The organism is Ensifer adhaerens, from assembly GCF_028993555.1.
Lineage (GTDB): Bacteria > Pseudomonadota > Alphaproteobacteria > Rhizobiales > Rhizobiaceae > Ensifer > Ensifer adhaerens_I.
Genome location: NZ_CP118611.1, coordinates 1,632,047 through 1,654,895, shown reverse-complemented (window position 1 = coordinate 1,654,895; position 22,849 = coordinate 1,632,047). Strand labels below are relative to the sequence as shown.

Genomic DNA, 22,849 nt, shown 5'->3' with positions numbered 1-22,849 from the left:
CCGACGAACAAATCCTATGAACCTGATTGTCACCAATACCCAAAGATCCGCCGCCGTCGAACGGGGCCTAGCCGCTTTCATTGACGAGATCGTCGCGATCCGCCGCGACCTGCACCAGCATCCGGAACTCGCTTTCCAGGAAAAGCGCACCAGCAGCCAGGTGGGCGATCTGCTCGCCTCCTGGGGATATGAGGTGAGCCGCGGCATCGCCGGAACCGGTATCGTCGCCACGCTCCGGCGCGGGAGTGGCGAGAAGTCGATCGGCCTTCGCGCGGACATGGATGCGCTGCCGATCGAGGAGGCAACCGGTTTAACCTATGCCAGCCGCAGCAAGGGCGTGATGCACGCCTGCGGCCATGACGGGCATACGGCGATCCTGCTTGCCGCAGCCCGCTTTCTGGCGGGTGAGGGGCGTTTTGACGGTACGCTGCGGCTGATCTTCCAGCCGGCCGAGGAAATCGGCGCTGGTGCGCGAAGAATGCTGTCGGAGGGCCTGTTCGAGCGGTTCCGCGTCGATGTGGTCTTCGGCCTGCACAATTGGCCGGGGGTGCCGGCCGGCCGTTTCGGCTTCGTTGAAGGACCGGCCATGGCGTCGGTCGATCAGGCGAACATCACGGTGGTCGGCAAGGGCGGCCATGGGGCCGAGCCGCATCTGACGGTTGATCCGGTGCTGGCGACGGCATCGCTGATCACGGCGCTTCAGAGCCTGGTCTCGCGCAATGTCGATCCGCAGCATATGGCCGTCGTCACGGTCGGCTCCATTCACGGCGGCCAGGCATCGAACGTCATCCCCGAGAGCGTATCGCTGAAGCTCACTCTACGCGCCTTCAACGGCGAGGTTCGACGCCTGCTCGGCGAACGCGTGCAGGCACTGGCGCGCGCGCAGGCCGAGAGCTTCGGTGCAAAGGCCGAGGTCGACTACCGGCTCGGGTTCCCGGCGCTCGTCAACCATCGGCGCGAAACGGATTTCGCCCGCAATGTCGCGGTTCAGGCTCTTGGTCAGGACACGATCATCGGCGACTTCAAGCCGCGGACGGCCAGCGAAGACTTCGCGTTCTTCCTGGAGGAAAAGGCGGGCAACTACGCCTTCGTTGGCAACGGCGACAGCGCGCCGCTTCACAGCGCCCAATACGACTTCAACGACGCGATCATCGCACCGGCGGCCCGCTATTGGGTTCGGCTGGTGGAAACCTTCCTCGCATAACGAACACGGGATGGCGAAAGACATGAGCGACACGTTTCTCTACACCACGCCCCTCGACCCGCGCGCCAAGCCGCTGATCGATGAACTCATCTTCGAATATGATAGTCGCTACGGCACCTACTTCAGCGAAGAAGGGGCGGCAGCCGAGATGAACCGCTACCCGCCAGAAGCCTTCGCGTCGCCGCACGGCAACTTCGTGCTGTTGATGCGCGACGGGCAAGCGATCGGTGGCGGCGCCTTCAAGCACTATGACGATCGCACCGCCGAGTTCAAGCGCATCTGGACGCGATCGGATTTGCGCCGCCAGGGCCTGGCGCGAAAGGTGCTGCTCGAGCTCGAAGCGCAGGCGGCGCGGCAAGGCTATTCACGCATCTATCTGACGACCGGGTTTCGCCAGCCCGAAGCCGTCGGCCTCTACCTTGCGAACGGCTACACCGCGCTCTTCGACGTTGAGGCTGATCCTGAAGCCTACAAGACGCTGCCGTTCGAGAAGGACATTACGCATCTCGTGGTGTCACTCACGCTTATCGGCGACACGCCTCCGTCAAAGCCACAAGCCGTGAACCACGTCTAGTACCAGCGGCCGCCTCAACAGATTTCAGGAGAGGAATCCATCATGGCAGTTCTGACCGATCTCGCCGGCGTGCCCGCCACTAGGCGGACCAGTGAACCGAATCCCGGTTACGCCCATTTCCGCATCGTGCCGGCACGCCACCCGGGGCGTACGCTCGGGACGCTTTTTGCAGCCCTCGTCATTGCCGGTGTGCTCTATTCGGTGCTGACCAATCCGCGCTGGGGCTGGCCGGTCTTCGCGGAATGGTTTTTCGCCGAGCCGGTCCTGGCGGGCCTCGGCCGGACCCTTCTTCTGACGGCGCTCGCAACCGTTTCCGGCTCGCTTCTCGGCACGGCGCTGGCGCTCGCCCGCGTATCGAGGTCGCCTCTGCTGTCGGGCCTTTCCTTCGGCTACATCTGGCTGCTTCGTTCCATCCCGCTGATCGTGCTTCTGCTGGTGCTCAACAATCTCGGCTATCTCTACGAGACGATCAGCATCGGCGTGCCCTTTACCGAGGCCGCGTGGTTCCACTACCCGACGACGCAGCTTCTGACGCCCTTCGCTGCTGCTTTCCTGGGACTGACACTTAACCAGGCTGCCTTCTTCGCCGAGATCGTGCGCGGCGGCATACTCGCCGTCGACCAAGGACAGCATGAGGCGGCAGCAGCGCTCGGGCTGCCTCGCCGTCGCCAGGCCTTCCGCATCGTGCTTCCGCAGGCCATGCGCTCGATCCTGCCCACCGGCTTCAACGAGATCATCGGTCTCGCGAAGAGCACGTCGATGGTCTATGTGCTGGCGTTGCCCGAGCTGTTCTATACGGTCCAGGTCATCTACCGCCGCAATCTCGAAGTCATCCCGCTGCTGATGGTCGCGACCGTCTGGTATCTGGTGATCATGACCGGGCTTTCGATCGCCCAGCACTACATCGAGCGCTATTTTTCGAAAGGGGCCGTCCGCAATCCCGTGCCCTTGCCGTTCCAGTCATTGATCGCACGCTTCCGCCGACCGTTGCCGGATGCCGCTCCCCAGAGCGCTGCCGTGGTCAAGACCGGCTTTCGCGACGCGCAGGCCTTCCGCTCCGGCGGCGCCGTGCATGTGCATGGCATCTCCAAGAGTTTCGGATCTCTCAAGGTTCTGGATGGCGTCGAGCTGAACCTTGAGGCGGGCAGCGTCACCGCTATCCTTGGTCCTTCCGGTTCGGGCAAGTCGACCCTGCTTCGAACGATCAATCACCTCGAACGCGTCGATGATGGCTTCATCTCGATCGACGACGAACTCGTCGGTTACAGCCAGAAGGGCGATACACTTTACGAGCTCAAAGAAAAGGACATCCTGAAGCGCCGCGCCGATATCGGCATGGTGTTCCAGAACTTCAATCTTTTCCCACACTTGACCGTGCTCGAAAATCTGATCGAGGCGCCGCTGCACGTGCGCGGCCTCGGGCGGGACGAGGCGGTACGCATCGCCCAGGAATTGCTCGCCCGCATCGGCTTGAGCGACAAGATCAATGCCTATCCGCGCCAGCTTTCGGGCGGGCAGCAACAGCGCGTCGCGATCGCCCGTGCCTTGGCCCTCAGACCGAAGGTGCTGCTCTTCGACGAGCCGACCTCCGCACTTGATCCGGAACTCGTCGGCGAAGTGCTGGATGTGATCAAGGAACTGGCGCGCACCGGCACGACGCTGGTGATCGTTACCCATGAGGTCGGCTTTGCCCGCGAGGTTGCCGACACCGTGGTCTTCATGGAGGCGGGCCGGGTGCTGGAAGCGGGCCCGCCGGCCGAGATTTTCACCCATGCAAAGCACCCGCGCACCCGCGAATTTCTGGCGCGCGTGCTTTGAAAGAACCTGACGGACGTTCCCGATAGGCGAGGTCTGTCAATTTACTCAACCAGTAATGGAAAAGGAGCAAGATATGAGAATGCTTGACACTGCAAAGTTGTTGCTCGCTGGCGTCGTCGCCGCTGCGACGTTCGGTATCGCCACGGCCAGCGCCCAGGAAAAGTTCGACCTCAGCCCCGATACCTCCAACCGCATTCGCGCCGAAAAGAACGAGGCGGCAGTTAATGCGATCGGTTCCGACTTCAAGTTCGTCAACCCGGGCAAGTTCACCATTGCCGTCAACCCTTGGGATCCGCCGATTGCCACTTACGCATCGGACTCCAAGACCGTGGTCGGCGCGGATCCGGATATCGCCTCGCTGCTCGCCGATAGCTTCGGTCTCGAACTCGAGCTCGTGCCCGTCGCCTGGGCGGACTGGCCGCTCGGCGTCAGCTCCGGCAAATACGACGCCGTGATCAGCAACGTCACCGTGACCGAGGAGCGCAAGGAGAAGTTCGATTTCTCCACCTATCGCAAGGACGTACTCGGCTTCTTCGTCAAGTCCGACAGCAAGATCACCGAGATCAAGGAACCGAAGGACGTCGCCGGGCTGAAGGTGATCACCGGAGCCGGCACCAACCAGGAAAAGATCATCCTGGAATGGGACCGGCAGAATGTGGCCGCAGGCCTGAAGCCGATCGAGGTGCAGTACTACGACGATCGCGCGGCCAGCGATCTCGCCTTGCAGTCGGGCCGCGCCGATGTCGAGTTCAATCCGAACGCCACCAGAGCCTATGCCGCATCGATCAGGAACGACACGAAGGTCGTCGGCATCGTCAGCGGCGGCTGGCCGCTGACGGCCGAGATCGCCGTGACGACCCGCAAGGGCGGTGGCCTCGCCGATGCCGTCACCATCGCGCTCAGCGACCTGATCAAGAGCGGCAAATATGGCGAGGTGCTGAAGCGCTGGAGCCTCGGTGCAGAGGCCGTCGATGCCGCGCAGACGAACCCGCCCGGTCTGCCGAAGAGCGGTTCCTGATTCGACCTCAGTGGATCGGCGGCGGCGCCGCCGGTCCAGCTTCTGCACTTCATTCGGAGACCCACAGCATGAACGGCACGCCCCGCTTTCGCACTCTTCTCGCCGCCGCCACGGCAGCTCTTCTCCATGTTGGCTCGGCGCAGGCCGACACCGGCTTTGATCTCAGCCCCGAACAGCCTGGCCGGGTCCATGCCGTTCGCAACGAAACCGCAGTCGCGGCCATCCCCGCGGACTTCAAGTTTGTTACGCCAGGCAAGTTCACGGTCGCCGTCAGCCCTGGCGGCCCGCCGCTTGCCACCTACGCTACCGACGCACGCACGGTGATTGGCGCGGATCCGGAATATGCCGGTGCAGTCGCCAACAGCCTTGGCCTCGAGCTCGAACTCGTTCCCGTCGCCTGGATCGACTGGCCGCTTGGGCTGACCTCCGGCAAGTACGATGCCGTGATCTCGAATGTCGGTGTCACCGAACAGCGCAAGGAGAAGTTCGATTTCTCGACCTATCGCCAGGGGTTGCATGGCTTCTTCGTCAAATCCGATAGCGGTATCACTTCGATCAAGGAGCCGAAGAATGCCGCGGGTCTCAGGATCATTGTCGGCGCCGGCACCAACCAGGAGCGCATCCTGCTCAAATGGAGCGACGAAAATGTCGCCGCGGGATTGAAACCGTTGGAACTGCAATACTATGACGACGAGGCGACGAGCCTCGTGGCACTCGCCTCCGGGCGGGCAGACGTCATTGTTCAGCCGCATGCGCAACTCGTCTTCATCGCCGCCCGCGACAACAACATCAAACGTGTCGGGACCTTGAGCGCCGGCTGGCCTGAGCGTTCGGACGTGGCGATCACCACACGCAAGGGCAGCGGGCTCGCCAACGCTCTGACGATCGCCACCAATGGCCTGATCGAGGATGGCACTTACGGCAAGGTACTGGAACGTTGGCACCTCCAGGAGGAGGCCCTGCCGAAATCCGAAACCAATCCGCCCGGTCTGCCGAAATTCTAGGGAGCGCTCGCGTGACGCAGAACAAGATATCGATCGGCCATATCGGCTTCTTGAGCCCCGGCAACTACCCCGCTGACGATCCGCTGGACGGGCTCGAAAAAACCCTGGCGCTCCTGCAATATGGCGAGGCATTGGGCTTTGCCAGCGCCTGGGTGCGCCAGAGACATCTGGAACCCGGCATATCGTCGGCCGCTGCCTTTCTCGCGGCTGCGACCCAGAGGACCAGCCGCATCGAGCTTGGCACGGCGGTTATACCGATCGGCTACGAAAGCCCTTACCGGCTCGCCGAGGATCTCTCGACAGTCGATGTGCTTTCGCGGGGGCGCCTGAACATTGGTCTCAGCGCCGGACGTCCGCTGCATGCCGACCTGATCGGCCGCCTTGTCTTCGACGATGGCTGGGAGAGTTTCGACTTTACCCACGCGCGTGTCCTACGCTTTGTCGAAAATCTGCGCGGCCAGCCGATCGGCGACGAAGACACCTTCATCAAGACGCCGTTCGGCCCGCAGCGCCCCCGGCTTCAGCCACATGCAAAAGGATTGACGGACCGCATCTGGTACGGCGGCGGCTCGCTGAAGTCCGCCGGCTGGGCGGGGCGCAGCGGCCTCAATCTCCTGATCGGCAACGTTACGACCGGGGAGGGGACCGACGATTTCTTCGTCGCGCAGCGGCGCCAGCTCGAGACCTATCGGGCGGCCGGCGGCGAGGACAGAAGGGTCGCTTTGGGCCGGGTGATTGTTCCGCTCGACAGCGCGGATGCGAAAACGCGCAGGCGCTATCTGGACTATTCTGCCGGGCGTACTGAACGAACGCTGACGCCGCAGGGTGAACGACGAACGCTTTATGCCCGTGACCTCGTCGGCACCTCGGAAGAGATTCTCGAACGGTTGTTTGCAGACCCGATCCTGCCGCGTGTCCACGAACTCAGGCTCGAACTTCCCTACGAGTTCGAAGACGACGACTACCGCCAGATCGTTCATGACTTCGTCACCCGCATCGCTCCGGAACTCGGGTGGTCTCCGGCCGACCAAAGGGCGGCCTAGCAAGAGGAGAGACACATCTGGTGTGGAACGAATGGCAGACAGGAATACAGGAATGACAAGGACGATCGACTACTTTTTCTCCATCGGCTCGCCGTGGTCTCATATCGGTTTCGATACGTTGGTCGGGCTCGCCGCGCGCCACGGTGCGGAGATCAGGCCCTATCTTGCCACCGTCATCGAAGAGAATGGCGGGATTTTCTCCCGAAATCGACCGGATGTCCGCCGCGCCTATGGGACGCGCGATCTTACCCGGTGGGCGCGAGTGCGCGGAAAGTCGCTTCAGCTTGACGGTCGAGGCGGACTTGCCGACCCGGCATCCGCATCGCTGATCGTAATTGCGGCCTTTCTCGACGGGAAGGACTGGGTCGGCCTCACAAGCGCGCTGCAGCATGCCTTCTGGGCCGAAGCCAGGGATATCGGCAGTCCGGATGTGCGCGAAGCGATTGCGCGGACCGCGGGTCTTGACGGCGCGGCGCTCGCCCGGCGCGAGGCGGATGAAGACGTCAAGGCAAAGTGGGCCGATGATCGCAATCACGCCGTTGCAAGCGGTGTGTTCGGCTTCCCGACCTATCGCTATGATGGTGAGCTCTATTGGGGACAGGACAACCTGTCCTTCCTGGAACGCCATCTGGGTGGTGATCGACCATAGCTTCGCAACCGATCCTCAATCCTTCAAAGAGCATGCGATCATGAATGACAAAGCAAGCGCCAGCGCCAAACCGGGTCCGCAAACACAGTTGATCAAGGCGGGGTATGATCCGACCAGTCAGCGTGGCTTCATAAATCCACCGGTCGTGCACGGGTCAACGGTGCTTTTTCCGGACGCGCATACGATGGAAACGCACGGGCAGAAATATACCTACGGCACCCGCGGCACGCCGACGACGGACGCGCTGTGTGACGCGGTCAACGAATTGGAGGGGGCCGCCGGCTCGATCCTTGTACCCTCCGGGCTTGCCGCCGTCACCGTTCCGTTGCTTGCCTATCTCGCCCCCGGAGATCATGCGCTGATCGTCGATTCCGTCTATGGCAATGTCCGCCAGTTCTGCGACGTCATGCTGGCGCGCCTCAACATCGAAGTGGACTACTACGACCCATCGCTGGGGGCGGACATCGAACCGCTGTTCAAGCCCAATACCCGGCTTGTTCACACGGAAGCACCGGGCTCCAACACGTTCGAGATCCAGGACATTCCCGCTATCGTCGCGGTGGCACACAGGCGTGGGGCGATCGTCACGATGGATAACACCTGGGCGACGCCCATCTATTTCAGGCCGCTCGACTTCGGGGTCGATGTTTCCATCCAGGCCTCCACCAAATATCCGGCCGGCCACGCCGATATCCTGTTCGGAACTGTGTCGGCGAATGCCGAACACTGGCCGCGCTTGAAGGAGGTAAACGGGTTGCTTGGTCTTTGTGCTGCACCCGACGACGCCTATCAAGTCCTGCGCGGACTGCGGACACTCGGAATTCGGCTTCAGCGACATCAGGCAAGCGCCTTTGAGATCGCCAACTGGCTCGAAAGCCGCGACGACGTCGCACGCGTGCTGCATCCCGGCCTGCCGAGTTTTCCCGGCCATACCCTCTGGAAGCGCGATTTCAAGGGAGCAAGCGGCGTCTTCTCGTTCGTCCTTCGCGCCGAGCATGAAGACAGGTTCAAGGCGAAAGCCCAGGCGTTCTTGGACGCGCTTACGATCTTTGGTTTGGGATATTCGTGGGGCGGGTTTGCCTCCCTTGCGCTTCATGTCAACCTTGGAGAACGCAAGGTGACACGCGTCCCGACAGAAGGACCGGTCCTGCGCCTGCAGATTGGGTTGGAGGATGTCGCCGATCTCAAGGCTGACCTGGAGCGTGCGCTTGCTGCAGCTCGTGCAGTCTAGCATTGCGAACGCCGAACCAGGCGGGCTCGGCCGGAAAGACCGGAGAGCGACAGTCGAGTGGCAACTGTGGCAGCGAGGAGGCGCTGCAGGCTCAAGCCCGCTCGCTGCTTGGCGGTTTTCCGGAGTTGTTGCGGCAAGACAGCACATCGATGCGGGCGCGAACGCGGGCGACGCCTTCGGCGATACTGGTGCTCGGAATGGACGAGTATCCCATCCGGAAATAGCGGCAGGGCTGGTCGCTTTTCGGGAAAAAGGGTGAGCCGGACTCAACCAGAACGCCGTCTGGCCGCAGTTCGCTTACCAGCCGGTCGGCGTCGAGCCCCTCCGGTCCCTCCATCCAGAAGGAGGTGCCACCGAAGGCCGAGGAGCCTGCGACCGTCAGGCCTTCGCGACGCAGCGCATCGGCCATAATTACGTGGCGCTTGTGGTATTCGGTCCGCATGCGATGCAGCACGGCATCGTAGTGACCGAGCGCCAGGAAATAGGCTGCGGTGCGCTGCAGATGTCCAGGCGGGTGGCGCAGCATCAGCGAGCGTAGCGCGCGTGCCTCACGAATGAAGGGAGCAGGCGCCACAAGGTAACCGAGCCGAAGGCCGGGAAACAGCGATTTCGAGAAGCTGCCGATATAGAGCACGCGTCCCGAGGGATCGAGCGCCTTCAGCGCCGGCGAGGGCGGGGCGAGGTAGCTGATCTCAAACTCGTAATCGTCCTCGACAATGACGAAATCCCTTTCCTCCGCCGCTTGAAGCAACTGGGTGCGCCGGTCGACCGGCATGGTCGCGCCTGTCGGCGAGTGGTGGCTCGGCGTCACGAAGACGGCGTCGACTTTCTCCGGCAGGGCATCCGGCGACAGGCCTTCGCGATCGACGTCGACGGTGGTGACGTCGGCGCCGCTCAGGAGCAGCGAGGCGCTGATGTCCGGGTGGCAAGGATTTTCGCAGATGGCGGCAGAGCCCTTTTCGAGGATCAGCCGGGTTACGATCCAGAGCGCATTCTGCGCGCCGACGGTGACGAGGATTTCGTCCGGAGAGGCCTGGATGCCGCGGCGTGGCAGCGTGCGCGAACAGATGTAGTTGACCAATCGCACATCGTCGGCAGCGGCGAAGTCGCTCGCCATCAGCACGAAGTCTTCCCGCGCAAGGGCTCGGCGGGCGCAATCGCGCCAGGCGTTAAGATCGAACAGCGTCGGGTCCATCTGGCCATAGAGGAAGGGAAACGGATAGCGTCGCCAGTCCAGGGGCTTCGGAACCTGGCGCACCACCTCAAAATTCATCTTGATCTTGCGGCTCCAATCCACCGGATCCGCGCCGACGGCTGGGCGGTTGCCCTCCACATCCATGCCGGGCGGGTTGCCGGCAATCCGATAGGAACTGCGGTTGACGGCTTCGACATAGCCTTGGTTGATCAGTTCCTGATAGGCGAGGGTTACCGTGATGCGCGAGATCTGCAGATAGTCGGCAAGCTTGCGTGTCGAAGGCAGATGCGCGTGCGGCTGAACCCGGCCGGCAAGCACAGCCGAAACGATCGTCTCGCGCAACTGTGCCTGCAGCCCGATCCCGCTTTCACGATCGATGAAGAAGATGGTTTCGGAAACCGTGATCCGCACGCCGCCGCTCTCCATCGACGTCAATCTGGATCTATTCAACTTCCAAACTGGATATAACGCAAGCGGGAACTCAGCCTTATCGTCATGAGCAAGACCGGAAAAACGGTCAGGGAACAAACAAAGAGGAGGACGAAGAATGCTAAATGGACATTTCAAACGATTGGCCGCCGCCGCCAGCATTGTGGCGAGCCTTGCGGCATCCGGCGTGGCTTACGCGGAGACGAAGCTCGTCGTCGGCTATCAGCAGATCGTCGGCCCGTTCGTGGCCGCGATCGCCGACGGTCGCTTCGACGCAGCCGCGAAGGAAGCAGGCTACTCGATCGACTGGCGCCAGTTCAGCTCGGCGGGCGACATCACCACGGCGCTCGCCTCCGGCGACGTGCCGATCGCCGTTCTCGGTTCCACTGGCACGGCCGCTGCCGCCACACGCGGCGTTGAACTGCAGCTCTTCTGGATCCTCGACAATATCGGCCAGTCGGAGGCGCTGGTTGCGCGCGACGGGTCGGGCATCGAAACGCCTGCGGACCTCAAGGGCAAGAAGGTTGCCGTGCCCTTCGTCTCGACCTCGCACTTTCATCTCTTGGTCGGCATGAACAAGGTCTGGAACGTCGACCCGCGCGAAGTGGAAATCCTCAATCTGAAGCCGCCGCAGATCGTTGCCGCCTGGCAACGCGGCGATATCGATGCCGCTTATGTCTGGCCGCCGGCACTTTCCGAAATCCAGAAGACCGGCAAGATGATCTCGGATTCCGAGGTGATCGGTGCGGCGAGCGTGCCGACCTTCGACGGGTTGGTGGCCGACAAGGCCTGGGCCGCGGAGAACCCGAAGCTCATGGAAGCCTTCACCAAGGTTCTGGCCGACGCCTATGCCGACTACAACGCCAACAAGGCGGCATGGACGGAGGAATCGCCGCAAGTAGAAGGCATCGTCAAGCTGATCGGGGGCGACGGACCGAGCACGGTGGAAGCCTTGCGTCTTCTTTCGTTCCCGAACGCGGATGAACAGGCCTCGGAGGTCTGGCTCGGCGGCGGCGCCACGCGCGCCCTGACCGAAAGCGCCAAGTTCCTCGTCGAGCAGAAGCAGATCAGCCAGTCACTCGACGACTACGCGCCTTACGTCAACGCCGACTTTGCCAAGGCAGCTGCGCAATAATCTAAGCTGTCGATTGCGCCGGCCCTCAAGGAGCGGCCGGCGCACCACCATAGACCGTGACCGAGGTGCAGGGAGGCATTTCTCATGGAAACATTGAGCGTCAGGAACATCAGTCTGACCTACCCGGGCCTGTACTCGGACCAGGCGATCATCGCCTTGAAAGGCGTCAACCTCACCATCAACAGCGGCGATTTCGTTGTCGCTCTCGGAGCTTCGGGCTGCGGCAAGACGACCTTGCTCAACCTGATGGCGGGCTTCATGGCCCCCTCGGAGGGCGACATCACGCTTGGCAACCACCAGGTGAACGGACCGGGAGCCGAGCGCGGCGTGGTCTTCCAGAAGCACGCGCTGTTGCCGTGGCTGAACGTCATCGAGAACACCGAGTTCGGCCTCAAGCTGCGTGGCGTCGACAAGGCGACCCGGCGGGAGCTTGCCACCAAGAACCTTGCTCTGGTCGGTCTGCAGGACTTCCACCGTCATATGATCTATCACCTTTCGGGCGGCATGCAGCAGCGCGTCGGCATTGCGCGGGCGCTCACCTGCGACCCGGCCATGCTGTTGATGGACGAGCCGATGGCGGCACTCGACGCACTGACGCGCGAGACGATCCAGGAACTGCTTCTGAAAGTCTGGAAGCTCACCAACAAGATGTTCTTCTTCATCACCCACAGCGTCGAGGAAGCGCTGTTCCTCGGCTCGCGGCTAATCGTGATGTCGCCGCGCCCGGGGCGCATCACCCACACCTACGAGCTCAATTTCAACAAGCGTTTCCTTGCCGAGGGCAATGCCCGCGCGATCAAGTCCAGCCCGGAATTCATCCGCATGCGCGAGGAGGTGCTCGGCATCATCTATGGCGACGAACGTGCGTCCGGCAACCCGGAGGTGGCCCATGCTTGACAGAGTGACACGCGCAAAGCCCGTAAAGGCCGGCAAGATCTTCGGCGCTCCGGGTGACGGAAGCAGCGGCCTGATCAGTCTTTCGACGACGATTGTGATCGTCGCCCTCTGGTTCCTCGTGACCGAGTCCGGCTGGGTCAAGCCGCTCTTCCTGCCGTCGCCGCTGGCGGTCTGGGACAAGTTCGTGCTGGCGCTGACCGACGGGGTTTCGAACTCGACGCTGATCGAGCATACGCTCGCCAGTATCGGCCGTGTCTTCGGCGCCTTCCTGCTGGCATTGGTAACCGCGGTGCCGATCGGCATCCTCATGGGCGTCAATCGTGTCGTGCGGGGCCTGTTCGATCCGATCATCGAATTCTACCGGCCGCTGCCGCCGCTCGCCTATCTGCCGCTGGTGATCATCTGGCTCGGCATTGGCGAGTTCCCGAAAGTGTTCCTGATCTACCTGGCGATCTTCGCGCCGATGGCGATTGCCGCAAGGGCAGGGGTGCGTTCGGTCTCCACTGAGCAGATCCACGCGGCCTATGCGATGGGCGCCACCCGCGGACAGGTGATCAGCCAGGTGATCATGAAGGCAGCCTTGCCCGAGATCTTCACCGGCATGCGCATAGGCATCGGCGTCGGCTGGACCACGCTGGTGGCGGCTGAAATGGTCGCCGCGAACCGGGGCCTTGGCTTCATGGTTCTGAACGCGGCTGAGAACCTCGAAAGCGATACGGTGATCATGGGGATCTTCATCATCGGCATCTTCGCCTTCGCCTTCGATCTTCTGATCCGCTACCTCGAAAAGGTGCTGATCCCCTGGAAGGGCCGCCTCTAGCTTAGGCGACCGCTCCGACACTCCATTCGTACCCCGGCCTGGCAGCCCTGAAAGACGGTGTTCCCCGTCTCCGGCGAAGCCATGCCCTGCGACCAAAACCAAAGGACAGGACGATGACACTCTCCGCAACCGATCTCAAAACCTTGTTCGATGCCTTCAACCGGCACGACATCGATGGGGTCATGCACTTCTTCGCAGACGACTGCGTGTTCAACGCGGTCGGAGGGCCAGAGGTCTACGGCAACCGCTTCACAGGTACCGAGGCGATCGCCGACGCCTTCAGCGGCGTCTGGACATCGATGCCGGATGCCGAATGGGGCAATCACAGCCACTTCGTCGAGGGTGATCGCGGTGTATCCGAATGGACCTTCTCGGGCACGGCCGCCGATGGCAGCCGCATCGAGGCAGAGGGCTGCGATCTCTTCACCTTCCGCGACGGCAAGATCGTGCGCAAGCAGGCGTTCCGCAAGAACCGCCCGGTCCTGCAACCCCGCTATTGACGGCTGGAGCGAAAGCCATGCAACTGCGCGCCACTCCCCTGAAGCCTGCGAGAGAGCCGTTCGATCCGGCCTACGACCCCAACCATGCCCGTAGCCCCGGCACGGGCAAGGACTATGCGCCGACCTACTGGATCGGCACTGCCGGCCCGGAACCGGAGGATGACGGCCCCGTCACGAGCGACATCGATGTCGATGTCGCCATCATCGGCTCGGGTTACACCGGTCTCTCCTGCGCCATCCATCTGGCGCGCGAGCACGGCATCAAGGCGACGGTGCTTGAAGCAAATGGCGTTGCCTGGGGCTGCAGCACCCGCAACGGCGGCCAGGCGCAGATTTCCGCCGGCCGGCTGAAGCGATCGCAATGGATCGCCCGCTGGGGCGTCGACGTCGCCCGCAAGATGCACGCCGAGATTTCCGAGGGCTTCGACCTCTTTCGTTCGCTGATCCGCGAGCCGGAGATCAACTGCGACCCCCAGGACGGCGGCCATCTCTATATCGCCCATCGCGACAAGATGCTGCCGGTGCTCGAAAGCGAGGTGCGCGTCCTCAACGACACCTTCGGTTATCGCGCCCGCATGGTTTCCCGCGACGAAATCCATCGCGATTTCGTCCGTGACGAGGAAGCGCGCGGCGCGATGTATGAGCCCGACGGCATGGGCATTCACGCGGCCAAGCTCGCCTTCGGCTATCTGAGGCTCGCGCGCAGGCTGGGCGCCAAGGTGCACACCTCGAGCCCGGTGCTTGAGTGCACCGCCAAGGGTGGCGTGCACTATCTGACGACGCCCGGCGGAACGGTCAAGGCGCGCGCCGTCTGCATCGCCACCGCCGGCTATACGTCACCCGGCATGAACGCGCTCACCCGCCACAGGTTGATGCCGATCCTGTCGAACTCGATCGTCACCCGGCCGCTGACGGATAGTGAGCAGAAGGCGCTGAATTTCAAGGCGCGCATCCCGCTCACCGACACGCGCACGCTGCGTCATTACTATCGCATGCTGCCGGACGGACGGGTGCAGATCGGCAGCCGCAGCGCCATCACCGGGCGCGACGCCGGCAATCCGAAACACCTCGAACTGCTTCTCGCCGGTCTCTATCGCAAGTTCCCGGCTCTTCGCGGCATCGACATCGACTACTCCTGGTGGGGGTGGGTGGATGTCAGCCACGACATGATGCCGCGCATCTTCCAGCCGGACCCGACCCAGAGGCTGTTCTACGCCATGGGCTATGGCGGCAATGGCGTGATGTACTCCGCCCAGGCCGGGCGTCGCATGGCCCAGATGGTCGCCGGCAAGGGCGGCGGCCTCGACCTTCCCATTTTCACTTCGTCCCTTCCGGGCCACGGGCTGCTGACGCCGTTCCGAAGGCTTGGCCAATGGGGAATGTACCGCTGGTACTACCTCCGTGACGAGATCCTCTAACACACTGAAATCACTGCCAGGAAAGGAACCACCCCATGAAAATGACCACCGAGGAAGCCTTCGTCAAAGTTCTGCAGATGCATGGCCTCGAACATGCTTTCGGCATAATCGGCTCGGCGATGATGCCGGTGTCGGACCTGTTCCCGAAGGCCGGTATCAAGTTCTGGGACTGCGCCCACGAGACCAATGCCGGCATGATGGCGGACGGCTTCAGCCGTGCGACGGGCACGATGTCGGTCGCGATCGGCCAGAATGGCCCAGGCGTCACCGGCTTCATCACCGCGATCAAGACCGCCTACTGGAACCACACGCCACTTCTGATGGTGACGCCGCAGGCCGCCAACAAGACGATCGGCCAGGGCGGCTTCCAGGAAGTCGACCAGATGGCGATGTTCGAGGAAATGGTCTGCTATCAGGAAGAGGTGCGCGATCCCTCGCGCATCCCCGAGGTGCTGAACCGCGTCATCGAAAAGGCCTGGCGCGGCTGCGCGCCGGCGCAGATCAACATCCCGCGCGACTACTGGACCCAGGTGATCGACGTCGACCTGCCGGCGATCGTCCGCTTCGAGCGCCCGGCCGGCGGTCCGCAGGCGATCGCCGAGGCCGCAAAGCTGCTATCGGAGGCGAAATTCCCGGTCATCCTCAATGGTGCCGGCGTCGTCATCGGCAATGCGATTTCCGATTCCATGAAGCTTGCCGAGCGGCTCGATGCGCCGGTCTGCTGCGGCTACCAGCACAATGATGCCTTCCCCGGCAGCCACCGGCTTTCGGTCGGCCCGCTCGGTTACAACGGCTCGAAGGCGGCGATGGAGCTGATTTCCAAGGCCGACGTCGTGCTGGCGCTCGGTACCCGGCTCAATCCGTTCTCGACGCTTCCCGGTTACGGCATCGATTACTGGCCGAAGAACGCCTCGATCATCCAGGTCGACATCAACGCCGACCGGATCGGCCTCACCAAGAAGGTGTCGGTCGGCATCTGCGGCGATGCCAAGCAGGTTGCCCGCCAGATCCTCGAACTGCTCTCGCCGTCTGCCGGCGATGCCGGCCGCGAGGAGCGCAAGGCGACCATCCACCAGACCCGTTCGGCCTGGCAGCAGCAGCTCTCCTCGATGGACCACGAGGACGACGATCCGGGCACGGAATGGAACGAGAGCGCCAGGTCGCGCGAGCCGAACCGCATGTCGCCGCGCCAGGCCTGGCGGGCAATCCAGGCGGCCCTGCCGAAGGAAGCGATCATCTCGACCGACATCGGCAACAACTGCGCGATCGGCAATGCCTATCCGACCTTCGAGGCGGGGCGGAAGTATCTCGCACCGGGCATGTTCGGTCCCTGCGGCTACGGCTTCCCGTCGATCGTCGGCGCCAAGATCGGTTGCCCTGACGTGCCGGTGGTCGGTTTTGCCGGCGATGGCGCCTTCGGCATCTCCATGAATGAAATGGGCTCGATCGGCCGCGAGGGCTGGCCAGCGATCACCATGGTGATCTTCCGCAATTACCAATGGGGTGCTGAAAAGCGCAACACGACGCTCTGGTACGCCAACAATTTCGTCGGCACCGAGCTCAACCCCAACCTCTCTTACGCGAAGGTGGCGGAAGGCTGTGGTCTGAAGGGTGTAGCCGTCAACACGACGGCAGCGCTCACCGAGGCTCTTTCCAACGCGATCGCCGATCAGAAGAACGGTGTGACGACCTTCATCGAAGTCATCCTCAACCAGGAGCTCGGTGAGCCTTTCCGTCGCGATGCGATGAAAAAGCCGGTGCCGGTTGCCGGCATCGACCGCGCCGACATGCGCCCGCAAAAACGGGCCTAGGCCTGCCCGATTGCCAGATGCCCGCCCGGTGAGCCCGGGCGGGCAGCTTCCCGCAAGCGACCGGATTGACACCATGACCTTCACCGCCTCTGTCCACGAACGTTTCCGCAGCGTGCCCTCCGGCTTTGCGACCTCCTGGCCGGGCTTCGCCGTCACTGCGGCCGTTGCCGTCGCCGCCCAGTTCCTCTCCGACCACTATGGCGCCCCGGCCATGCTGATGGCGCTCCTGCTCGGCATCGCCTTTCATTTTCTGTCGGAGGAAGGGCGCTGCGTCGCCGGCATCGATTTCTGCGCCAAGAAGGTGCTGCGCATCGGCGTGGCGCTGCTCGGCATGCGCATCAGCGTCGATCTTCTGATCGGGCTCGGCGCCGGCACGATCCTGCTGCTCATCTCGGCGATTGCGGCCACCATCGGATTTGGCCTGCTTGCCGCAAAACTGCTCGGCCGCGGCTGGCGGCTGGCACTCATCACCAGCGGATCTGTCGCCATTTGCGGCGCGTCGGCGGCAATGGCAATTGCCGCCGTGCTGCCTAAGAACGAGTTTTCCGAGCGCAACCTGATCTTCACGGTGCTTTCGGTCACGGTCCTTTCCACCCTCGCGATGATCGCCTATCCGATCATCGCCCAAACCATGGGGCTCGATGCGCGGGCGACCGGCATCTTCTTCGGCGGCACCATCCATGATGTCGCACAGGTCGTCGGTGCGGGTTTTTCCGTCTCGCCGGAGGCGGGCGAGACGGCAACGCTCGTCAAGCTGATCCGCGTCACCATGCTGGCGCCGGTCGTGCTCATCTTCTCGCTGTCGCTGCGCCATGTTCCTCAGCCCGAGGGCGAGACCGGCCAGCGCCCGCCGCTTCTGCCCGGCTTCGTCGTCGCCTTCCTGATCTTTGCGGCGCTCAACTCTTTCGGCTTCGTGCCCGAACTGGTTGCCAAGGCCGGCATGGAAACCTCGCGCTGGGCGCTGCTTGCCGGCATCGTCGCCGTCGGCATGCGGACGTCGCTTCGCCGCGTTCTCGACGTCGGCGGCGACGCCGTCGCGCTCATCGTCGCCGAAACCGTCTTCATTGCCCTCTTCATCCTCGTCGGCATTCACTATCTGGGGCACGCCTGATGAAACCGCTCGACCGTATTCTCGAAGCTGCGAAAGCCGCGCCGCGCCATATCGTTCTCGCCGAGGGGGAAGACCCGCGCATCGTCGAGGGAGCCTTGCGTGCCGTGCGCGCGGGCATCGCCGAGATTACGCTCATAGGAAATCGTACAGTCGTTGAAGAAAGGCTGGCCGTCGCCGGCGGACATCCGGGCGAGATCCGCATCGAGGATCCGGTATTGTCTCCTTTCACCCCCCGACTTGCGGCTGCCTACCACGAACTGCGCCGAAACAAGGGTGTCGACGAAAATGCGGCAGCCGAGGCGGTGCAATCGCCGCTCGTCTTTGCCGCGATGATGGTGCGGGAAGGCAAGGCCGACGGTACGGTCGGAGGCGCGGTGGCAACCACCGCCGATACGGTGCGTGCCGCGCTCCAGACGATCGGCCGCGCTCCGGGTGTAGGCCTGGTGTCGAGTTTCTTCCTGATGATGCTGTGCGCACCGCATCACGCCAAGAAGGGCGCTTTCGTCTTCGCGGATTGCGGACTGGTGGTGGACCCCGATGCTCAGGGTCTTGCCGATATAGCGGTCACGTCGGCGGGATCCTTCGAGGCGCTTGCGGGAAAACCTGCAAAGGTGGCGATGCTCTCCTTTTCGACCGCCGGCAGTGCCGCACACGAACGGGTTTCCAAGGTGGTGGAGGCAACAAGGCTTGCGCATGCGGCCGCACCCGGTCTCACGATTGACGGCGAACTGCAGTTTGACAGCGCCTTCGTCGAGGCCGTCAGCGCGGCCAAGGCACCCAATTCGGAGCTGCACGGCGAGGCAAATGTCTTCGTCTTCCCGAACCTTGATGCGGCCAATATCGGCTACAAGATCGCCCAGCGGATCGGCGGCGCCGCGGCCATCGGCCCGATCCTGCAGGGGCTGGCAAAACCGGCCAACGATCTCTCGCGCGGTTGCAATGTCGACGATGTTTTCCACATGATCGCCGTGACCGTTGTTCAGGCTACTGGCGGGCAGTCGGGTGGGGCGGCGGAGCCCAGGTGAGCGCTGTTCACGCCGCCTTTGCAAGACTGCGTGCGATCTCGAAGAAGGCGCTGACGAGCTTCCCGTTGCTGCGTTCGCGCAGGCAGATCAGCGCTTCGTCCATCAGCATTTCCGGCGCGGCGATCCGGATGGGTACGAGGCGATTGTCCTGGCCGAACTCGGCCGAGGAGACGAAGCCAACCCCGCCGCCGGCGGCCACGATCTCGCGCACGGCCTCGCGCCCCTCGGCTTCGATGAGAGGCGTTAGCGGCACGCCGCATTGTTCGGCCATGGCTTCCAGCTTCTGCCGGGTCTTGGAGCCCTGTTCGCGCATGACCAGCGGATGCTTGGCGAGATCAGAGAAAGTCACGGTCTTCTGTGCGGCAAGGGGATAGTCGCGGCTGGCGAAAGCGATGATCGGCGTGGAGTTCAGTTTCAGGATGTCGAAATCGCTCGATTGCGGGATCTCGCCGAGAACGCCGATGTCCGCCTCGTAGGCATGCAGGCTGGTGATGACTGTCTCGGTATTGCCGGAATCGATCGAGACCTGCACGGTCGGATAGGTGCGCCGGAAGGCGGCAAGGATATGCAGCAGGTGGTGGGCGGCGTCCGCCACGATGCGAAGCTTCCCGGCCCTCAGCGCCCGCGATTCCGACAGCAGATCCAGTGCCTGCTGCTCGACGTCGAACATGCGACGTGTGACTTCCAGAAGTTGCTGGCCGGCCTGGGTCAGCGTTACCTGCTTCTTGTTCCGGTTGAAGAGCAGGACGTCATACTCTTCTTCAAGTTTTCGCACCTGGTCGGAGACCGCAGGTTGGGTGAGGAACAGCGCCTCAGCCGCACGCGAGAAGCCGCCGTGGATAGCGACGTTGTGAAAGGCGCGAAGCTGGACATAGCGCATGCGGACGACGCCCCCGACGATAGATTTGGTCTATGGTTTTATTAAAACGAACGATTTGATTTATGTAAAGCGGCAAAGGATAGTTTTCGGATTCCATCCTTTTGCGGAGTGCGCGCATGAACCTCCCGGCTGTCGCCCTCGAACTTGCCGCCGCCACTGTCCTTCTGCTCTACGCCGTGAGTCTGGTGAAAATGGGCGTCGAAGCGGCCGCGGGCGATATCGTCGCGCGCACCGTCGGCGGCGCCGGCGGCCGGCCACGCGCTGCCGCCTGCGGCTGCGTCGTGGCAATTGCGCTGCAGAGTTCGACGGCCGTTGCCATGCTTGCAGCCGGCTTTGCCGTCAGCGGTGCATTGGCGCTCGATATCGGCCTCGCGGTGCTGCTTGGCGCCGATCTCGGCTCGGCGCTCGTCGTCAAGATTCTGTCTTTCGACCTGCATTGGCTGGCGCCTCTTATGATTGCGGCCGGCGGCCTCGTGCATCTGAAGTCATCGAGCCGCAAGGCGGTCGAAGCCGGACGCGCAGTGCTTGGCATCGGCCTTTTGCTTCTGTCGCTGCAGATGATCGGCCATGCAACGCAGCCGCTAGCGCAAAGTCCCCTCCTTCCGTCTATCGTTGCTTTTGTTGGCAAGGACGCGCTGACGGTGGTGATCCTCGCGGCGCTTTTTACCTGGGCGTTGCATTCGAGCGTGGCCGCGATCCTCCTGATCCTGACATTTGCTGCGAAGGGCATCGTACCTGTCGAGATCGGCATTCCGCTTGTTCTCGGGGTGAATGTCGGCGGTGGGTTGATCGCGCTCTGGCTGACACGCGGCCTGCCGGTGGAGGGCCGACGCTTGCCGCTCGGAAACCTGCTCTATCGCGCGCTGTTCGGCGCAGCGGTTTTCGGCCTTTTCTCGGTTCATGCCCCCTTCGGCTGGATTCCGGGCGGGACGGCCGCCGCAAAACTCGTCAACCTGCATGTGCTTTTCAATGCCGCGCTCGTACTCGTCGGGACAGTCTCCTGCGGGTCGATGGCGCGCCTTGTCCGGCTGCTCATGCCGGACGCCGCCGGGACTGGCGACCGATCGGTCCATGTCACCGCACTCGACCGTGGACTCATCGACAAGCCGGCACAGGCGCTTGCGGCCGCGGCGCGCGAGGTGCTGCACATGGGCAATCTCATCGCCCGCATGCTGGAACCGGTCATGACCGTCATCCACTCGCCGACGCCGCAGGCGGTCAAGGCGCTGCGCTGCATCGACGGCGACATCCATCGCGCACATAGCGAGATCAAGCTGTACATCGCCGCCGTCAACCGCGGCATCCTCACGGAAGAGCAGTCACGACGCGGCATCGAGCTCACGGAGGCGGCGATCCACCTGGAATATGCCGGCGACGTGGTCGCGAAAAACCTGCTGCAAATGGCCGAGGAGCGGCTGGAGGGGGCGGGCGCCTTCTCACACGATGGGTGGCGAGAGCTCACCCTGCTGCACGCGGCCGTGTCTTCCAACGTCAGGCTCGCGGCCAATCTCCTCGTGTCGCCCGATCCGGTGATTGCCCGCGAGATGGTCCGGCAGAAGGAGCATGTGCGTCGGCTCGTCGAGGAGAGCAGCAAGAGTCACTTGGAGCGGCTCCGGCAAGGTGTGGCGGCGAGCATCCTCTCGAGTGACATGCACCTGGAGATCGTCCGGGCGCTGAAGGAGGTCAATTCTCTGGTCACCACCATGGCCTATCCGCGCCTGCGCGAGAGCGGTGACCTGCTCGAAAGCCGTCTCGTGCCCGCGGCTTAGATGTATAAATGAAATCGATATATTCATACAAAAGAACGATTTTACAGATATATGTTTCCGCCCCATTGTCGTTCTCGAACACGCCAACCGCGAGGACGGACAATGCCAAACACCGCTTCTGAAAAAACCATCGCGCCCCTGGAAACGCCGAGGCTGGGCGAGCCCTATCTGCTTACGCCCGGCCCGCTGACAACGGCCTACGAGGTCAAGGAAGCCATGCTGCGGGACTGGGGCTCCTGGGATGGAGACTTCCGGGCGATGACGGCGAAGCTTCGCCGCGAGTTGCTCGACATTGCCGGCGATACCAAGGGCGAGTTCGATTGCGTGCCGATGCAGGGCAGCGGCTCGTTTTCCGTCGAGGCCATGCTCGGCAGCTTCGTTCCGAAGGACGGCAAGGTGCTGGTGCTGATGAATGGTGCCTATGGCAAGCGCATCGCCCAGACGCTTGCCTATCTCGGCCGTGACCACGTGACGATCGACAAGGGCGACTACATGCCGCCGCGCGGTCCGGAAGTCGCAGCCGCCCTTGATGCCGACCCGGCGATCACCCATGTCGTTGTCGTCCATTGCGAGACCAGTTCCGGCATTCTCAATCCTCTGAAGGAGATCTCCGACACTGTTTACTCCCGAGGCCGCAAGCTGCTGGTCGATTCCATGAGCGCCTTCGGCGCCGTGCCCGCTGGCGTCAACGACTTCCGCTACGAGGCGATCGTCTCCTCCGCCAACAAGTGCATCGAGGGGGTGCCTGGTTTCGGCTTCGTCATCGCCCGCAAGAACGAGCTGGAGGCTGCCAAAGGCCGCAGCCATTCGCTGAGCCTCGATGTGCACGCCCAGTGGGACTACATGAACAAGACCGGCCAGTGGCGCTTCACGCCGCCAACCCATGTGGTCGCGGCCTTCCTCGAAGCACTGCGGCTGCACCGCGAAGAAGGTGGGGTCGCCGGGCGCGGCGGGCGGTATGCCCGCAACCGCGACGTGATGGTCGCCGGCATGCGTGAGGCCGGCTTCGAGACGCTGCTCGCCGACCAGTGGCTGTCGCCGATCATCGTCACCTTCTTCAGCCCGGCCCATCCCGCCTTCGCCTTCGATCGTTTCTACGACCTGATGAAGGACAAGGGCTTCATCATCTATCCGGGCAAGCTGACTGTGGTCGACAGTTTCCGCGTCGGCTGCATCGGTCGCATGGACGAACATGTCATGCGCCGCGTGGTCGCAGCCGCTCGTGAATCCCTCAATGAAATGGGCGTCGACAGCGCCGCCCCGCCGGCCGTCGCCCTTGAAGAACGCCGCCGTCTCGCCGCCTGAACAAAGGAAATTG

At 63.1% G+C, this 22,849-nt stretch carries 20 protein-coding genes; 18 read left to right on the top strand and 2 right to left on the bottom strand.

Annotated elements, in window-relative coordinates:
• Window positions 1-16: 16 nt before the first annotated feature.
• The 8 genes from PWG15_RS27675 (at window position 17) to PWG15_RS27640 (ending at window position 8,541) form a co-directional block, all read left to right on the top strand.
• Window positions 17-1,204, top strand: a complete 1,188-nt coding sequence (locus PWG15_RS27675) for a M20 aminoacylase family protein (protein ID WP_275024715.1) — start codon at window positions 17-19, stop codon at window positions 1,202-1,204.
• Window positions 1,205-1,226: 22 nt separating this feature from the next.
• Complete coding sequence (locus tag PWG15_RS27670) at window positions 1,227-1,778, top strand: GNAT family N-acetyltransferase (RefSeq protein WP_275024714.1); 552 nt, start codon at window positions 1,227-1,229, stop codon at window positions 1,776-1,778.
• A 42-nt stretch (window positions 1,779-1,820) separates the two neighbouring features.
• Window positions 1,821-3,596 carry an amino acid ABC transporter permease/ATP-binding protein gene (locus tag PWG15_RS27665; protein ID WP_275024713.1) on the top strand — a complete coding sequence of 592 codons (1,776 nt, stop codon included), beginning with the start codon at window positions 1,821-1,823 and terminating at the stop codon, window positions 3,594-3,596.
• Window positions 3,597-3,669: 73 nt separating this feature from the next.
• Entirely contained in the window at window positions 3,670-4,614 is a 945-nt protein-coding gene (locus PWG15_RS27660) for an ABC transporter substrate-binding protein (protein WP_275024712.1), read from the top strand.
• A gap of 68 nt (window positions 4,615-4,682) precedes the next feature.
• Window positions 4,683-5,618, top strand: coding sequence for an ABC transporter substrate-binding protein (locus PWG15_RS27655; protein WP_275024711.1), 936 nt, complete (start codon window positions 4,683-4,685; stop codon window positions 5,616-5,618).
• Between the two features lie 11 nt (window positions 5,619-5,629).
• On the top strand, window positions 5,630-6,661 hold the full coding sequence (locus PWG15_RS27650) for an LLM class flavin-dependent oxidoreductase (RefSeq protein ID WP_275024710.1): 1,032 nt from the start codon (window positions 5,630-5,632) through the stop codon (window positions 6,659-6,661).
• Between the two features lie 52 nt (window positions 6,662-6,713).
• The gene (locus PWG15_RS27645) at window positions 6,714-7,310 is read left to right on the top strand and encodes a 2-hydroxychromene-2-carboxylate isomerase (protein WP_275024709.1); all 597 of its coding nucleotides are present in this window, start codon (window positions 6,714-6,716) and stop codon (window positions 7,308-7,310) included.
• A gap of 40 nt (window positions 7,311-7,350) precedes the next feature.
• Window positions 7,351-8,541 (top strand): cystathionine beta-lyase, encoded by a 1,191-nt coding sequence (locus PWG15_RS27640; RefSeq protein WP_275024708.1) that lies wholly within the window; start codon window positions 7,351-7,353, stop codon window positions 8,539-8,541.
• Window positions 8,542-8,632: 91 nt separating this feature from the next.
• Here PWG15_RS27640 and PWG15_RS27635 read toward each other — a convergent pair whose 3' ends face one another.
• The gene (locus PWG15_RS27635) at window positions 8,633-10,147 is read right to left on the bottom strand and encodes a MocR-like pyridoxine biosynthesis transcription factor PdxR (RefSeq protein WP_275024707.1); all 1,515 of its coding nucleotides are present in this window, start codon (window positions 10,145-10,147) and stop codon (window positions 8,633-8,635) included.
• 136 nt (window positions 10,148-10,283) lie between these two features.
• Here PWG15_RS27635 and tauA point away from each other — a divergent pair, with 136 nt between their 5' ends.
• The 8 genes from tauA (at window position 10,284) to pta (ending at window position 18,882) form a co-directional block, all read left to right on the top strand.
• Complete coding sequence (gene tauA / locus PWG15_RS27630; protein ID WP_275024706.1) at window positions 10,284-11,300, top strand: taurine ABC transporter substrate-binding protein; 1,017 nt, start codon at window positions 10,284-10,286, stop codon at window positions 11,298-11,300.
• A gap of 84 nt (window positions 11,301-11,384) precedes the next feature.
• Complete coding sequence (locus tag PWG15_RS27625) at window positions 11,385-12,197, top strand: taurine ABC transporter ATP-binding protein (RefSeq protein ID WP_275024705.1); 813 nt, start codon at window positions 11,385-11,387, stop codon at window positions 12,195-12,197.
• Window positions 12,190-13,017 carry an ABC transporter permease subunit gene (locus tag PWG15_RS27620; protein ID WP_275024704.1) on the top strand — a complete coding sequence of 276 codons (828 nt, stop codon included), beginning with the start codon at window positions 12,190-12,192 and terminating at the stop codon, window positions 13,015-13,017. The genes PWG15_RS27625 and PWG15_RS27620 overlap by 8 nt, the downstream gene beginning before the upstream one ends.
• Window positions 13,018-13,130: 113 nt before the next feature.
• Window positions 13,131-13,517, top strand: a complete 387-nt coding sequence (locus PWG15_RS27615) for a nuclear transport factor 2 family protein (protein ID WP_275024703.1) — start codon at window positions 13,131-13,133, stop codon at window positions 13,515-13,517.
• Window positions 13,518-13,534: 17 nt separating this feature from the next.
• Window positions 13,535-14,935, top strand: a complete 1,401-nt coding sequence (locus PWG15_RS27610; protein ID WP_275024702.1) for an NAD(P)/FAD-dependent oxidoreductase — start codon at window positions 13,535-13,537, stop codon at window positions 14,933-14,935.
• 35 nt (window positions 14,936-14,970) lie between these two features.
• Window positions 14,971-16,746, top strand: coding sequence for a sulfoacetaldehyde acetyltransferase (gene xsc / locus PWG15_RS27605; protein WP_275024701.1), 1,776 nt, complete (start codon window positions 14,971-14,973; stop codon window positions 16,744-16,746).
• Between the two features lie 73 nt (window positions 16,747-16,819).
• Entirely contained in the window at window positions 16,820-17,857 is a 1,038-nt protein-coding gene (locus tag PWG15_RS27600) for a YeiH family protein (RefSeq protein WP_275024700.1), read from the top strand.
• Entirely contained in the window at window positions 17,857-18,882 is a 1,026-nt protein-coding gene (pta, locus tag PWG15_RS27595) for a phosphate acetyltransferase (protein ID WP_275024699.1), read from the top strand. Before PWG15_RS27600 ends, pta begins: the two co-directional genes overlap by 1 nt.
• A gap of 7 nt (window positions 18,883-18,889) precedes the next feature.
• Here the strand turns inward: pta and PWG15_RS27590 are convergent, their stop codons facing one another.
• Window positions 18,890-19,762, bottom strand: a complete 873-nt coding sequence (locus PWG15_RS27590) for a LysR substrate-binding domain-containing protein (RefSeq protein WP_275024698.1) — start codon at window positions 19,760-19,762, stop codon at window positions 18,890-18,892.
• 116 nt (window positions 19,763-19,878) lie between these two features.
• Here PWG15_RS27590 and PWG15_RS27585 point away from each other — a divergent pair, with 116 nt between their 5' ends.
• Both PWG15_RS27585 and PWG15_RS27580 read left to right on the top strand, forming a co-directional pair.
• Window positions 19,879-21,531 carry a Na/Pi cotransporter family protein gene (locus PWG15_RS27585; RefSeq protein WP_275024697.1) on the top strand — a complete coding sequence of 551 codons (1,653 nt, stop codon included), beginning with the start codon at window positions 19,879-19,881 and terminating at the stop codon, window positions 21,529-21,531.
• Between the two features lie 102 nt (window positions 21,532-21,633).
• Window positions 21,634-22,836 carry a 2-aminoethylphosphonate--pyruvate transaminase gene (locus PWG15_RS27580; RefSeq protein WP_275024696.1) on the top strand — a complete coding sequence of 401 codons (1,203 nt, stop codon included), beginning with the start codon at window positions 21,634-21,636 and terminating at the stop codon, window positions 22,834-22,836.
• Window positions 22,837-22,849 lie beyond the last annotated feature (13 nt).

What these genes read in the sequence shown, in the direction of transcription:
- PWG15_RS27675 (WP_275024715.1), top strand. Translation starts at nt 17, where the DNA reads ATGAACCTGATTGTCACCAATACCCAAAGATCCGCCGCCGTCGAACGG.
- PWG15_RS27670 (WP_275024714.1), top strand. Translation starts at nt 1,227, where the DNA reads ATGAGCGACACGTTTCTCTACACCACGCCCCTCGACCCGCGCGCCAAG.
- PWG15_RS27665 (WP_275024713.1), top strand. Translation starts at nt 1,821, where the DNA reads ATGGCAGTTCTGACCGATCTCGCCGGCGTGCCCGCCACTAGGCGGACC.
- PWG15_RS27660 (WP_275024712.1), top strand. Translation starts at nt 3,670, where the DNA reads ATGAGAATGCTTGACACTGCAAAGTTGTTGCTCGCTGGCGTCGTCGCC.
- PWG15_RS27655 (WP_275024711.1), top strand. Translation starts at nt 4,683, where the DNA reads ATGAACGGCACGCCCCGCTTTCGCACTCTTCTCGCCGCCGCCACGGCA.
- PWG15_RS27645 (WP_275024709.1), top strand. Translation starts at nt 6,714, where the DNA reads ATGACAAGGACGATCGACTACTTTTTCTCCATCGGCTCGCCGTGGTCT.
- PWG15_RS27640 (WP_275024708.1), top strand. Translation starts at nt 7,351, where the DNA reads ATGAATGACAAAGCAAGCGCCAGCGCCAAACCGGGTCCGCAAACACAG.
- tauA (WP_275024706.1), top strand. Translation starts at nt 10,284, where the DNA reads ATGCTAAATGGACATTTCAAACGATTGGCCGCCGCCGCCAGCATTGTG.
- PWG15_RS27625 (WP_275024705.1), top strand. Translation starts at nt 11,385, where the DNA reads ATGGAAACATTGAGCGTCAGGAACATCAGTCTGACCTACCCGGGCCTG.
- PWG15_RS27620 (WP_275024704.1), top strand. Translation starts at nt 12,190, where the DNA reads ATGCTTGACAGAGTGACACGCGCAAAGCCCGTAAAGGCCGGCAAGATC.
- PWG15_RS27615 (WP_275024703.1), top strand. Translation starts at nt 13,131, where the DNA reads ATGACACTCTCCGCAACCGATCTCAAAACCTTGTTCGATGCCTTCAAC.
- PWG15_RS27610 (WP_275024702.1), top strand. Translation starts at nt 13,535, where the DNA reads ATGCAACTGCGCGCCACTCCCCTGAAGCCTGCGAGAGAGCCGTTCGAT.
- xsc (WP_275024701.1), top strand. Translation starts at nt 14,971, where the DNA reads ATGAAAATGACCACCGAGGAAGCCTTCGTCAAAGTTCTGCAGATGCAT.
- PWG15_RS27600 (WP_275024700.1), top strand. Translation starts at nt 16,820, where the DNA reads ATGACCTTCACCGCCTCTGTCCACGAACGTTTCCGCAGCGTGCCCTCC.
- pta (WP_275024699.1), top strand. Translation starts at nt 17,857, where the DNA reads ATGAAACCGCTCGACCGTATTCTCGAAGCTGCGAAAGCCGCGCCGCGC.
- PWG15_RS27590 (WP_275024698.1), bottom strand. Translation starts at nt 19,762, where the DNA reads ATGCGCTATGTCCAGCTTCGCGCCTTTCACAACGTCGCTATCCACGGC.
- PWG15_RS27585 (WP_275024697.1), top strand. Translation starts at nt 19,879, where the DNA reads ATGAACCTCCCGGCTGTCGCCCTCGAACTTGCCGCCGCCACTGTCCTT.
- PWG15_RS27580 (WP_275024696.1), top strand. Translation starts at nt 21,634, where the DNA reads ATGCCAAACACCGCTTCTGAAAAAACCATCGCGCCCCTGGAAACGCCG.